General features: G+C 66.0%; 12 protein-coding genes. 8 read left to right on the forward strand and 4 right to left on the reverse strand.

All coding sequences use genetic code 11. From position 1 onward, the window contains the following. The first annotated feature begins 80 nt into the window (after positions 1-80). Positions 81-617, forward strand: a complete 537-nt coding sequence (locus NMD1_RS18515) for an NADAR family protein (RefSeq protein WP_125956331.1) — start codon at positions 81-83, stop codon at positions 615-617. A gap of 115 nt (positions 618-732) precedes the next feature. On the opposite strand, the gene NMD1_RS18520 is transcribed toward NMD1_RS18515, so the two are convergent. From NMD1_RS18520 to pgi, 4 genes are all read right to left on the reverse strand, one after another. Further along, positions 733-1,749 carry an aldehyde reductase gene (locus NMD1_RS18520; RefSeq protein WP_125956333.1) on the reverse strand — a complete coding sequence of 339 codons (1,017 nt, stop codon included), beginning with the start codon at positions 1,747-1,749 and terminating at the stop codon, positions 733-735. A 25-nt stretch (positions 1,750-1,774) separates the two neighbouring features. Continuing rightward, a complete protein-coding gene (locus NMD1_RS18525; protein WP_125956336.1) occupies positions 1,775-2,497 on the reverse strand; it encodes an SDR family oxidoreductase in 723 nt (240 codons plus the stop codon). 56 nt (positions 2,498-2,553) lie between these two features. Continuing rightward, the gene (gene gorA / locus NMD1_RS18530) at positions 2,554-3,909 is read right to left on the reverse strand and encodes a glutathione-disulfide reductase (protein ID WP_125956338.1); all 1,356 of its coding nucleotides are present in this window, start codon (positions 3,907-3,909) and stop codon (positions 2,554-2,556) included. A 111-nt stretch (positions 3,910-4,020) separates the two neighbouring features. After that, the gene (gene pgi, locus NMD1_RS18535; protein ID WP_125956340.1) at positions 4,021-5,541 is read right to left on the reverse strand and encodes a glucose-6-phosphate isomerase; all 1,521 of its coding nucleotides are present in this window, start codon (positions 5,539-5,541) and stop codon (positions 4,021-4,023) included. Between the two features lie 159 nt (positions 5,542-5,700). Between pgi and lepB the strand changes: the two genes are divergently transcribed. From lepB to NMD1_RS18570, 7 genes are all read left to right on the forward strand, one after another. Then, positions 5,701-6,597, forward strand: coding sequence for a signal peptidase I (lepB, locus tag NMD1_RS18540; RefSeq protein WP_199558163.1), 897 nt, complete (start codon positions 5,701-5,703; stop codon positions 6,595-6,597). Next, the gene (gene rnc, locus NMD1_RS18545) at positions 6,570-7,292 is read left to right on the forward strand and encodes a ribonuclease III (protein WP_375336198.1); all 723 of its coding nucleotides are present in this window, start codon (positions 6,570-6,572) and stop codon (positions 7,290-7,292) included. The genes lepB and rnc overlap by 28 nt, the downstream gene beginning before the upstream one ends. Before the next feature lie 124 nt (positions 7,293-7,416). Further along, positions 7,417-8,352 (forward strand): GTPase Era, encoded by a 936-nt coding sequence (gene era / locus NMD1_RS18550; protein ID WP_124809162.1) that lies wholly within the window; start codon positions 7,417-7,419, stop codon positions 8,350-8,352. Next, entirely contained in the window at positions 8,349-9,242 is an 894-nt protein-coding gene (locus tag NMD1_RS18555; protein ID WP_158454010.1) for an SGNH/GDSL hydrolase family protein, read from the forward strand. Before era ends, NMD1_RS18555 begins: the two co-directional genes overlap by 4 nt. A gap of 205 nt (positions 9,243-9,447) precedes the next feature. Continuing rightward, positions 9,448-11,046: a glycosyltransferase family 39 protein gene (locus NMD1_RS18560; protein ID WP_125956349.1), complete on the forward strand. Its 1,599-nt coding sequence runs from the start codon at positions 9,448-9,450 to the stop codon at positions 11,044-11,046. Positions 11,047-11,099: 53 nt separating this feature from the next. Then, positions 11,100-12,611, forward strand: a complete 1,512-nt coding sequence (locus NMD1_RS18565) for a mannosyltransferase (RefSeq protein ID WP_125956351.1) — start codon at positions 11,100-11,102, stop codon at positions 12,609-12,611. Further along, entirely contained in the window at positions 12,608-13,231 is a 624-nt protein-coding gene (locus NMD1_RS18570; protein ID WP_125956353.1) for a hypothetical protein, read from the forward strand. Before NMD1_RS18565 ends, NMD1_RS18570 begins: the two co-directional genes overlap by 4 nt. The last annotated feature ends 2 nt before the right edge of the window (positions 13,232-13,233 follow it).

Below are 13,233 nucleotides of genomic sequence, written 5' to 3' on the forward strand. Positions count from 1 at the left end.
AGCATGTCCGGACACGACGCGATTGCGGACATTCGCGGACGGTGCCAACGGTGCCGAAGCAATCAGCGAGCTCAGTTAGCATGCGACCAGTCAGCTTTGATCTTGAGCCATCCGTAGATAACACCGACTTGCCCGATCCGGCCTGTTATCAATCCTTCATGCCGTTTCTGAAGGGCGTCTTCAGCCAGTGGCATTTCACACCTTTCACTCTCGAAGGGCTATCATTCGTAACCGCAGAACAATGGATGATGTTTGCGAAGGCATCGCTGTTTGGCGATCTAGCAGTCGCACAGCAAATTTTAGCCAGTCCCGATCCATCGACGCAAAAGCGATTGGGTCAGGCGGTCGCAGGTTTTGACCATAAACAATGGGATCGGTGGAAAATTGACATCGTCTATCGCGGCAACATTGCAAAGTTTGGGCAAAACGCTGGAGCGCTAAGGCAGCTCCGCAACACCGGGAATGCTATGCTGGTGGAGGCGAACCCCAGAGATTGGATCTGGGGAATTGGCCGTGGGGTGGACGATCCCGCAGGCCATGCCCCGAGCAGTTGGCGTGGGCAAAACTTGTTGGGAAGGATTTTGACGAAAGTGCGCGATGAGCTGCCGATCCCGTAACCCTCGAACGTCCGCTTCCCCCGCCCTTCTTACCATTCTGTGCCTTATCGACGACCGCGAATAGCGGTCATCCCTCCAGCGCGGAATTGTGCGGTCCCGGCCCCAAGCGGGTTCCTCAGACCTTCACGATCCCCCGCTCGATCAGGCTGCGCGCGCAATCGAGGATCGATTCCTCCACGGGCCGCGTGCGCCAGCCCAGCCGTTCGAGCGCATGGGCCGCGCTGGCATCGCGCACGTTGCCCAGTTCGCCGGTGATCTGGCGGATCATCGGATTGAACAGCGCGGAAAAGCGCACCAGCCAGTCCGGCAGCCGGCGCGTGGGCACCTTGCGCGCCTGAACCCCAAGGTTGTCCTTGAGCACGCGCGCCACGTCCACCAGCTTCAGGAACGGCCCCGCGCTGATGAAGCGTTCGCCTGCGAGGCCCGGTTCGGTCAGCGCGCGCACGTGCAGGTCCGCGCAATCGCGCACGTCGACGATGCCGAAGCCAAGGTCCGGGCACCCGGGCAAGGCCCCGGCGAGCAACTGGCGCACGACTTCGATCGAGGGCGAGAAATCATCGCTCCACACCGGTCCCAGCACGGCGGCGGGATTGACCGAGACGAACTCCATTGCGCCGCCGTTGGCCGCCACCCAATCGCGCGCGGCGCGTTCGGCGATGGTCTTGGACTTGACGTAGGCATAGACGTCTGGCCCGTCCACGTCGGTCCAGTCGCTTTCGGTGAAGTGATGCTGGCCCTTGCCATGGCCATAGGCGATGGCGGCGACGGACGATGTCTGCACAAAACGGGTGACGCCCGCAGCACGCGCGAACCGCAAGGCGCGCAGCACGCCTTCGCGCGCGGGAACGATCAGGTCATCCTCGTGCTTCGGCGCGTTGGTAGAGAACGGCGAGGCGACGTGGCACACGTGGCTGCAGCCGATCACCGCATCGGCCCAGCCCGCGTCTGCCATCAGGTCCGCCGCAAAGAAGCGCAACGTGTCGGGCGTTCCACCCAGGCGCGGTCGCAGTTCCGCCTCACGCGAAAGGTTGCGCACGGTGGCATGGACCGTCCAGCCCTGTTCGAGAAGCTGCCGCACCACGAAGCCGGCGATATAACCGCTCGCGCCGGTCACCAGAACCTTGCCCTTCATTCCTCTTCTCCCCGTCCGCCCGCTTTCAGAAGCGGATCATGATCCTGCGCGCCAGCGCCGGCGAGATGGAATGCACCAGTTGCAGCAGCTTGACCATGCCCACGCTGGCCTCGTCCGCGTTGCGCTCCATCGCCATAATGATCTGGCGCGCGCATTCGTCCGGCGCCATCTTGCGGTTGGCGCGCCCCGCCGTCATCTGCGTATCGACCACCGGCGGCAGCGCTTCCAGCACGTGGATCGCGGTGTCCTTCAACTGGTAGCGCAGAGCCATGGTGTAGCTGCGCAAGCCCGCCTTGGTCGCGCAATAGACCGCTCCACCGCCGTTGGGCGCGATGCCGAGGCCGGAGGTGACGTTGACGATCATCGCTTCGGGCTGCGCGCGCAGCACCGGCATCAACCGCGCGACCAGGTGGATCGGGGCGTGAAGGTTGAGGAAGATCGTGCGGTCGGTGGACGCGAGATCAGGCGCGCCATTGCGGAAATCATGGTCGGTCCCCGCCCCGGCGTTGTTGACCAGAATGGCGATCTCACGCCCGGCAAGACCCGCGAGCACCGCGTCCACGCCTTCGGGCAGGGACAGGTCGGCCTCGATCACCTCGAACCCATCAGCCCGGGCGGCGGCGATCCTGTCCGCCGTGCGCCCGGTGGTGATGACGGTAACGCCCTTGTCGCGCAACTGGCGGACCAGACGGGCGCCTATCCCGTCAGTGCCACCCGTGACCAGCGCAACCTTGCCCTGCAACCGCATGTCCTGCCTCCCCGTTCGTGCGGGAAAACTAGCACATAAGTTGCAACTTGCAACCTTTAACGCATGAGGACGAGTTCTTCCGCCATCGACGGATGAAGCGCGACGGTGGCATCGAAATCGGCCTTGGTCAGCCCCGCCTTCACCGCGATCGCCGCTGCCTGCAGAATCTCGGGCGAATCCGGGCCGATCATGTGGATACCCAGCACGCGGTCGGTCTGGGCATCGACGATCATCTTGTACAGCCCGCGTTCCGGACGATGCGCGAAGATGTTCTTCATCGGCCGGAAATCGGACGAATAGACCTTCACGTTGCCATAGGCGTTGCGCGCCTGCCCCTCGGTGAGGCCAACGCCCGCCAGCGGCGGTTGCGAGAATACCGCGCTGGGGATGCAGGCGTAATCGATCCTCACGTCCTTGCCACCGAACAACCGGTCGGCGAAAGCGTGTCCTTCACGGATGGCAACGGGCGTCAGTTGCACGCGATCGGTCACGTCGCCCACGGCATAGATGCTGTCGCACGTGGTCTTCGCGGTATCGTCGACCCTGATCTCGCCCCGTTCGCCCAGTTCGACGCCGGCAGTCTCCAGCCCCAGCCCGGCAACGTTCGGCCGGCGACCGGTGGCCACCAGCACGGCGTCGGCCGGAATCGGGTCTTGCGCGCCTTTCACCCACACGTGCAGGCAGCCGTCCTCCTGCTTTTCCACCTTGGTGATCGGGCAGTTGAAACGATAGGTGATGCCGCGCGCCATGGTGATCTGCAGCAGCCGATCGCGCAGCGTCTCGTCATACCCCCGCAGGATCGCGTCGCTGCGATTCACCACGGTTACCGCGCTGCCCAGTGCGTTGAAGATGCCGGCAAACTCCAGCGCGATATAGCCGGCGCCCTGGATGACGATGCGACGCGGCAGTTCGGGCAGGTGAAACACCTCGTTGGAGGTGATGCAGTGTTCGTTGCCTTCGAACTCGGGCATCAGCGGCCAGGCCCCGGTGGCGACGAGGATGTACTTCGCCGAAATGTCCCGTCCCGAAGCGAGCCGCACGCCGTGCGGCCCGGTGATCGTGGCGCGTTCGAGGAAGCGTTCGACCTTGTTGTTTTCCAGCGTGGTGGTGTAGGCGTCGTTCAGGCGATCGACATCCTTCAGCACCGCGTCGCGCAGCGTCGGCCAGTCGAAATGCATCTTCTCGACCGTCCAGCCGTAATTGGACGCATCCTGCAGTTCCTCGGCGAAGTGCGATCCGTACACGAGCAGTTTCTTGGGCACGCAGCCCCGGATCACGCAGGTTCCGCCGACCCGGTATTCCTCCGCCACGGCCACGCGTGCGCCGTGCGATGCCGCGATCCGGCTGGCGCGCACGCCGCCCGAACCCGCGCCGATGACGAAAAGATCGTAGTCGTATTCCTGCTCAGCCATGGTCTGCTCCTGTCGAGCGATGCATATGGCGGGCCGGTGACGGATTGCCAATGGCGGCGCGCAAGAGTTTCGTTTGCCAGACTAACGAAACTCTTGCGCGCCGGCCCTGCCCTATTCGCCGATGCCGGCCACCGCCAGCAGCGCCTCGGTGGAAGGATCAAAGCCCTCCCCGCCGCCGGACTCGATCTGTTTCGCGATCGCCTTGCCCAGTTCGACGCCGAACTGGTCGAAGGGATTGATACCCAGCAGCATCGCCGAAACGAAGGTGCGGTGTTCGTGGAACGCGATCAGCGCGCCCATCGTTGCCGGGTTGAGATCGTCGCAGAAGATCGTGGCCGAAGGCCGGTCGCCCGGATAGGCGCGCGCGCCGTCGTCGGAAGCCTTGCCCGCCATCAGCGCCGCCCCTTGCGCGAAACAGTTCGACAGCAGGATGCGGTGGTGCGCCGGATCGAGATCGTGGCCCGGTACCTTCACCGCCAGGAAGTCCACCGGGATCAGGTGCGTGCCCTGATGGAGCAGCTGGAACACCGCGTGCTGCGCATCGGTGCCCACCCCGCCCCACGTCACCGGCGCGCTGGGCCGGGCCAGCGGCTGGCCGTCGGCCGTCACCCGCTTGCCGTTCGATTCCATCTCCAGCTGCTGGAGATAATCGGGCAGCAGGCGCAGGCGTTCGTCATAGGCAAACACAGCGCGGGTCTGGCACCCGCGCGCCTGGGTGTAATAGAGATCGGCGAAGGCCGCGCGGACGACCACGTTCTTGTCCAGCGGGGCTTCGATGAAATGCCGGTCGATCGCCGCCGCGCCTTCCAGGAACTCCCCGAACGCCTGCGTGCCGAGCGCCAGCGCGACCGGGAAGCCGATTGACGACCACAGCGAATAACGCCCGCCCACCGTTTCCGAAAATGGCAGCACGCGCGTTTCGTCCACGCCCCATTCCACCGCCTTTTCCGGGGCGGCGGTCAGCGCCACCACCCGGCCATAGGGATCGTCGACCCCGCCATCGCGCAGCCATTCCAGCGCGCTGGCGGCGTTGGTCATGGTTTCGGTGGTGGTGAAGGTCTTGGAGGCGACCGCGATCAGCGTCGCCGCCGGATCGCAGGCGGCCATGGCGGCTTCCAGCGCGCAACCATCGATGTTCGAGACGACATGCACGTCGACAAGCGCGCTTTCGCGGGCCAGCGCGTCGATCGCCAGCGCCGGTCCAAGCGCGGAACCGCCGATGCCGATATGGATCAGGCTTTTGACCTCACCCAGCACGCCCGCGTGGATCGCGTCGACGAGCGCCCGCATCCGCGCGTGCAGGGCGCCGGCTTCCTCGACGCTGGCGTCACTGCCCACGCCACGCTGGGCGGCATGTTCGGCGGCGCGCCCTTCGGTGTTGTTGATCCGTGCGCCGGCGAAAAGCTGCTCGCGCTTGCCCGCAAGGTCCATCGTGCCGGCGATCTCGCCCAGCACCCGTTCCACGTCCGGCGAAAGATGCGTCTTCGACCAGTCGAAGCGGATCGGCCCGCCCGGCAGTTCCAGTTCAGTACTGTAGCGCGCAAGACGCTCCGAATCGCCGAACAGGTCCTTCAGGGAAGGCCGCGCCAGCGCTTCCAGAGCGTTCCAGCCCGCAAGATCCTGTTCACTCATCGCGCCGGTATCCCTTTTCTTCGCAGTTGCGAAACTCCTCATGCCCGCTCGCAGGCATTCCGCCAAGCGTCCCGTTCATCTCCGGTACGGGTGCGCAGACGTATTCCGGCACAGTGTATTGCACACACAACACACTTGACGAAAGCGCGCCCCCTCCACATGACCGCGACGATGACCGAGACTCCCGAGACTCCAGCCGCCCCAGAGAGCGCCGCCTCCCCCGCCGAAACGCCGGGTTCAGGAAGTTTGCCCCCGATCGCGGGCAAGCCGAAAAAGGAGAAGAAGGAGGACAGCTTCGCCGTCTTCCTGATCAAGCTGGTGCTCGTGGTCGCGATTTTCCGCAGCTTCATCTTCTCGCCGTTCAACATTCCTTCGGAATCGATGCTGCCGCGGCTGGAGAACGGCGATTACCTGCTCGCGGCCAAGTGGCCCTATGGCTTTTCCAGCTATTCGCTGCCGTTCGGCGTGCCGCTGCTGCCCCACCGCATCCTGGCCGGTACGCCCAAGCGCGGCGACGTGGTGATCTTCAAGGCGCCGCCGGGCAACGACGTGGACTACATCAAGCGTGTGATCGGCCTGCCGGGCGATACCGTGCAGATGGTGGGGGGCGTGCTGCACCTCAACGGCAAGCCCGTGCCCAAGCAGCGGATCGAGGATTTCGTGATCCACGTATCGGCCAACACCAACTGCATCTCGCCCGAGTTCGAGGCGGTGGAGAAGGACGGTTCGCCAAGCTGCCACTACCCGCAGTACCGCGAGACGCTGCCCGAAGGCAAAAGCTACAACGTGCTGGACCTCGGCTATCGCCCGCAGGACGATACTCCGCCCGTGGTCATCCCCGAAAACCGGCTGTTCCTGATGGGCGACAATCGCGACAATTCCATGGACAGCCGTTTCCCGGCGGTGGAAGGCGCAGGGATCGGGCTGGTGCCGATGGACAACCTGATCGGCCGCGCGACCATCGTCATGTGGTCCACTGATGGTTCCGCCAACTGGTTCCTGCCCTGGACCTGGTTCACCGCGGCGCGCTGGAACCGGCTTGGGGGGCTGTTCTGAGCAAGCCCCAGCCCGTCCCGGCCGCACCGCTGGCCGATGATACGATTGCCTTCCTGACCGCCCTGACCGGCCATGCGCCTTTGCGCGACGACCTGTGGCGCGAGGCGCTGACGCATGGGTCGATGGGCGAGGCGCGCGATTACCAGCGGCTCGAATTCCTCGGCGATCGCGTTCTCGGCCTCGCCATCGCCGATTGGCTGCACGAAAAGAGCGATGCTGCCGAAGGCAAGCTCTCGCAGCGGCTCAACGCGCTGGTCAGCCGCGAAACCTGTGCCGACGTGGCGCGCACGCTGGGCGTGCCCGCGCACATCCGTCTGGGCAAGCAAGCGCGCGACGATGGCGGCGCGGACAGCGACAACATCCTGGGCGATGTGATGGAGGCGCTGATCGGCGCGTTGTTCGTCGACCGTGGCTTCGACGTGGCCCAAGCCTTCGTGCGCCGCGCGTGGAACAAGCCGATGGCCGGCGGCGCGGGCCAGCGCAAGCACCCCAAGGCCGCGTTACAGGAATGGGCCGCCGGCAACCGCCGCAAGCCCCCGGTCTATACGCTGGTCCGCCGCGATGGGCCGGATCACGCCGCCAGCTTCACGGTCAGCGTCGAGGTTAAGGGCGTGGGCGTGATGGAAGCGCGTGGATCGAGCAAGCAGGAAGCGGAAACCTCCGCCGCCCGCGAATTCATGAACCGGTTCGCCTGAAAGGCCCGCCGGAAAGAGTTGCCTGCGGAAAGAATACCCGCCGGGCAGCTTGCCTTCTTCCGGCAACCGGCGCTTCACGCTAAACAGGAAACAGCCCCGCTGACTTGGGGCGAATGGAGTTATTTTGACGGAAACCAACGCAAGGGAACGCTGCGGCCTCGTCGCGGTGATCGGGGCGCCCAACGCGGGCAAGTCCACGCTGGTCAACGCGCTGGTCGGCCAGAAGGTCGCCATCGTCTCGGCCAAGGCGCAGACCACGCGCGCGCGGCTGATGGGGATCGCGCTGGAGGACCTGCCCACCGATGCGGGCGGGGTGGATCGGGTGCAGATCATCCTCGCCGACACACCCGGCATCTTCGAACCGCGCCGCCGGCTGGACCGCGCGATGGTCAGCGCCGCGTGGGAAGGCGCCGTTGAAGCCGATGCGATCCTGCTGGTGGTCGACGCGCGCAAGAAGAAGCGCGACTATCTCGAACCGATCCTTGCCGCGCTGGCCGAACGCAAGGAACGGAAAATCCTGGTGCTCAACAAGGTGGATTCCACGCCCAAGGAACCGCTTCTGGTCATGGCGGAGGAACTCAGCGCACAGGGATCGTTCGACGAGGTGTTCTTCGTCTCGGCGCTCACCGCCGATGGCGTGCCCGAACTCAAGCGGCGCTTGGCCGCGCTGATGCCGGAAGGCGTGTGGCACTATCCCGAAGATCAGGTTTCGGATGCCAGCGAGCGTCTGCTGGCGACCGAGATCACGCGCGAGCAGCTCTACCGCCAGTTGCATGACGAACTGCCCTACGACAGCGCGGTGCGGCCTGAAAGCTACCAGCACAAGGCCGATGGGTCGGTGGAAATCCACCAGCAGATCGTGATCGCACGCGATAGCCAGAAATCCATCGTGCTGGGCAAGGGCGGCGCCAGGATCAAGGCGATCGGCGAGGCCGCGCGCAAGGAACTGGCGGATTTGCTGGGCGTAAAAGTCCACCTTTTCCTGCACGTGAAGGTGGAGGAAGGCTGGGCCGACAGCCGCGAAATCTACGAGGAAATCGGGCTGGACTGGGTGAAGTGACGGCCTTGCGGGCTGGTCTCCTTGCCCTTGCATCCGCCCTTACCCTCCCGTCGGGCGCGGTGGCGCAAGGTCTGCCCGCCGGCGCACGCTATGTCGCCATTGGCGATTCGTTCGCGTCCGGCCTGCAGCTTGGCCCGCCCGACCCCGGCACGCCGCCGCGCTGTTCGCGCACGGCCGCCAGTTACGGCCATCTCGTGGCCCAGCGCCTGAACCTGGTGCTGGCGGACGCGACGTGCAGTTCGGCCAGGACGGAACACGTGCTGGGCAAGTGGGACGAACTGCCGCCGCAGATCGATGCCGTCACGCCGGATACCCGGCTTGTCACCGTGACGATCGGCGCCAACGACGTGCGCTATGTCGGCGATTTCTTCGCGGGACTGTGTCGCCTTTCCCCGGAAACCCGCGCCAAGCCCGAATGCGCCGTGCCGCCCCCGCTACCCGATCAGGCCGCCTGGACCGCACTGGAAGCCAACCTGCGCCTGATTGCCGCGCAAGTACGCACCCGCGCACCGGCTGCGCGGCTGGTGTTCGTCGATTATCTGGCGCTGCTGCCCCGCCTGGTCCTGTGCGATCGCACGCCCCTGACCCCCGCCGAAGCCGCCGACCGGCGCGCGGTGGGTGACCGGCTGCGGGAGGTGATCGCGCGCGTCGCCGGGCAGGAGGGAGCGCTGCTGATCGAGGCGGCCCGCATGTCACGTTCCCACACGCCCTGTTCCGTCATCCCCTGGGCCTCTGGCTATCCGGGTTTCGGAACGGGTCCCGCCTGGCACCCGACCGCGCTCGGCCACGCCGCCATTGCCGACGAAATTGTGCGACGGCTGGCCCCGGTGCCCGGCGCGACACCTCCCCCGCCGGTGTTCATCGTAACCCCACGGTCCCCAACACGCTGACCGACACTGCGGTATTCCCGCGGGGGCCCGGCGCGAGAGCCGTTCCTCCCACCGTTCCGCCTTGCGGTTTCCGATTGTCGTTCACTGGCGATACAGGTTATGGCGCCAAATGAGGGGCGTCGGCCATTATCGCGTTCGCAAGCGCGAAGGTATCGATTTGCTCGCCCGTTACAGGTCTAGCGTGCAGCAGCAACGGAGCGAATGAATGGTCGAAAGCGTCGGTGCCGTCCGGACGACGTCGGTCCGAACCCAGGATGCACCGCCCCTGCTCTCGGCCACCCTTCCGGTCCGGGCCGCCGCCGCTTGGCGGCAGCTCCGCCTGCCGGACTGGCTGACGCTGGCGTTGAGCTACCTTACGCTGACGCTGCTGCTGCGCGCGCTGCTGATCGGCAATCCGGTGATCCACATCGACGAACAGTTCTATCTGCTCGTCGGAGACCGGATGCTGCACGGCGCGGTGCCCTATGTGGACATCTGGGACCGCAAGCCAATCGGCCTGTTCCTGCTGTTCGAACTCTTCCACCTGTTCCCCGGCGACGGCGTCGTCACCTACCAGCTCGCGGGCGTGCTCAGCACGGTGGCGACGGCGATGGTGATCGAGCGGCTTTCGCGCGAGATCGCGCCGCGGGCGGGCGCGTGGCAGGCCGGGTTCGCCTACATCCTGTTCATGCCGGTGTTCAACTGCGTGCTGGGACAGGCGCCGGTGTTCTTCAATCTGCCGGTCGCACTTGCCGCCTGGGCCGTGGTCGACACGCTCAAGCGCCTTGAAGACCCGCAACTGCTCTGGCGCGGCGCCGGCATCATGGCGCTGGTCGGCATCGCCATGCAGATCAAGTACACGGTGGTGTTCGAAGGCGTGGCCTTCGGCGCGCTGCTGCTCGGCCGCGCCTATGCCGATGTCTGGTCGTGGAAGAAGCTGGGCGCCGCCGCCGTGCTCTGGATAGGTGCCGCTCTGGCGCCGACGGCGCTCGCGCTCGGCATCTATGGCGCGATGGGCCATGCCGGCGCCTTCATGCAGGCCAATTTCTTCTCGATCATGTCGCGCCAGTCCGATGGCGAGGCCTGGTGGCGGCTGACCAAGGAAATGCTCACCCTCGCCCCGTTCTGGCTCGCGATCTTCCACGCCCCGCGCCATCTGGCGATGACCGGCGGTTCCTATCCGCGCGCGCGGCATGTGCTGCGGGCCTGGGGCGTGGCGGCGTTCGCCGGATTCCTGGCGTTCGGCACCTGGTACGATCACTACGTCGGGCCTCTGCTGGCCCCCCTGTGCATTCTGGCCGCACCCGCGCTGGGGCGGCAGATCCGCAGCGAGAAGTGGTATGCGCGGTTCATGCTGGGGCTGGGCGCGATCGGCGGCGTGGTCGTCCCCGCCTACCAGTTCTATCACCATGGCACGCTTGGCGATGTGGAACACGCAACCAGCCTGATCCGGGCTGAGCTGGGCGACGGCTGCTTCTACATGAACGAAGGCGATCCGGTGCTCTACCAGACCACCAACGCCTGCCTTGCCACGAGCTATATCTTCCCCACGCACCTTGCCGGAGCGGTGGAAAGCCGTTCGCTGGGCATCGATGTGGAAGACGAGATGCGGCGGATCATGGCACGGCGCCCCAGCGTGGTGATGGTTGGCGTCAAGCCGCTGTCACGGCCAGCCAACCAGTCTTCGCGCGCGCTGCTGATGCGGCTGCTGGACCGCGACTACGAAACCTACGCCACGGTCGCGATCGGCACCCGCAACTTCCGCCTGTACCGCCTCAAGCCCGTTCAGCCCGAAATCGCCCCGCGCCACGCCGCCGATCGCTGACGCCAGCGCCTCATTCCCGCTGCCCCTCTTAACAGCATCGGCCTGTTCGGATCATGCCCGCGCCACGCGATTTTACTGACACAACCGGCCGCAAGATCCCGGCGGCCTGGCGCGCGTTGGCGCCCATACTCGGGGTGGCGCTGGTGTTCCGGCTGGCGATGGCGAGCCAGACCATTGTCCACCAGCCGGATGAAATCTGGCAGTATCTGGAGCCCGCCTGGGGCCGCCTGACCGGCCACTGGATCGTGGCGTGGGAATTCCACGAAGGCATTCGCGGCTGGCTGGTGCCGATGCTGCTCACCCCTTCGCTCGCGCTCGGCCACGCGATCGCGCCGGACACGATGCTGCATCTGTGGCTGACGCGGGGCCTGCTGGGCCTGCTGTCGCTGGGCGTGGTCGCCAGTTTCTTTGCCATGGGCGAACGGATCAGCCGGCAACACGCGATCGTCGCCGGATGGGTCGGCGCGATATGGGTGGAAATCTTCTACTTCGCGGCACGGCCTTCGGGCGACGGAATTGCGCTGACGCTGACCGTGCCCGCGCTCTGGCTGGCGATGCGGCTGCGTGAGCGCCCGTCGATGAGGCTTGCCGGGATGCTGGGTTTGCTCCTTGGCCTCGCCTTCATCGTTCGCTTCCAGTACGCGCCAGCGCTGGCGCTGATCGGTCTGCTCGCGGTCAGCGGCGATCCGCGCCGCACGCTTCTGCCGCTCGCCGGTGGCAGCCTCGTCGCGATCGCCCTTGGCGCGCTCGCCGACATGGCAGCCGGCGCGCCGCCGTTGCTGTGGCTGTGGCGCAATTTCGCGATCAACCTGGGCGAAAACCGCAGCGCCTCGTTCGGCACCCAGCCGCCGTGGTGGTTCGTGACGCAGATCGGCGCGACCTGGCATATCGCCATGCTCGTCCTGCTGCCCTCCCTGCTGACCGGCGCACGCCGCTTTCCGTTCGTGGCGGTCATCGCGCTAGTCGTGATCGCCAGCCACTCGCTGATCCCACACAAGGAATACCGGTTTGTCATCCTCGCCATCGCGCTGGGCGTATTCCTGGCGGCCATCGGGTCCGTCGATCTGTGGAAGGCACTGGCGGGGCGTTGGCGGGTAGCGGAGCGCATCAACGCCACCATCGCGCTCTGCGTGCTGTGGTTCCTGCTCTCCGCCGTCGTCGGCGCGACCAAGCCGTTCAGCGCCTATTGGGGCAACGGGCGCGCGGCCAACACCATGCTGGCCAAGGCCGGCCGCACTCCCGGCATCTGCGGCCTGGCGCTATTCCAGGAGCCGGACCTGCCGATGGCCAACTATACTTACCTAAACCGCTCCGTTCCCGTCATGCTGCTGGAAGGCCGCCGATCGGCGGCATCGGCGCAGGCCATGGCACCGGCTTTCAACGTCATCATCGCGCCACGCCTGTCCGCGCCCGAATTGCCCGCGTCCTATCGACAGGTGGAGTGCCTGCAACCGCACAAGGCGCCCGAAAAGCAGAAGTTCTGTCTGTTCATGCGGCCGGGCACCTGCACCGTGCCCCCCGGCGACTTCGACTACAACACCGTGCTGCGAAGGCTGGGGCATTGACGGGCCGGTTCCTCCTGCCCTTGGCGATGGCCTGCATCGCGTTGACGTCCTGCGCACCAGAGTACGGCGGAGACACCAGTGCGGGCAGCAAAGCCCAAGCTGACCGGGCCTTTGCCGCCTGCCCCACGGCTGGCCTTTCGGAAGCCATGCTGGCGCAAGGCAGGCCGATAGAGGAAACACCGGCCGGAACCTGCGTGGTCAAGGCAGCCGACGCCGGCAGCACTCAGGCAGCGCTTTTCCTCGGCGATTTCTACCGCGCCGCCACCACGCATCCCAACCGCGCGTGGGACCGCATCGATACGTTCGGCCGCGAAACGCACTGGTATCGCGAAGCGGCCAGGCGCGGGTCCGAACGCGGCCAGTTTCTCGTGGCGAGCGAAGGCGATCGGCATCCGTACATGCCGCTGCACGACAATCTGCTCGACTGGTACATCCAGGCCGCGCGGCAGGGGAACGATCAGGCCGCACTGGCCATCGCCCGGGCCTACAAGCTGGGACGCATCAAGCCCGCCGAGTTGCACGATTTCCGCACCTGGCTGGCGCAGAACGCCCGCCCCGGCACCGTCCAGGCGAACGTGGCGGCCACGCTGGAGGAGGACCACGCGCCGATCATCAATTGACC

This window comes from Novosphingobium sp. MD-1 (assembly GCF_001014975.1).
Classification (GTDB): Bacteria; Pseudomonadota; Alphaproteobacteria; order Sphingomonadales; family Sphingomonadaceae; genus Novosphingobium.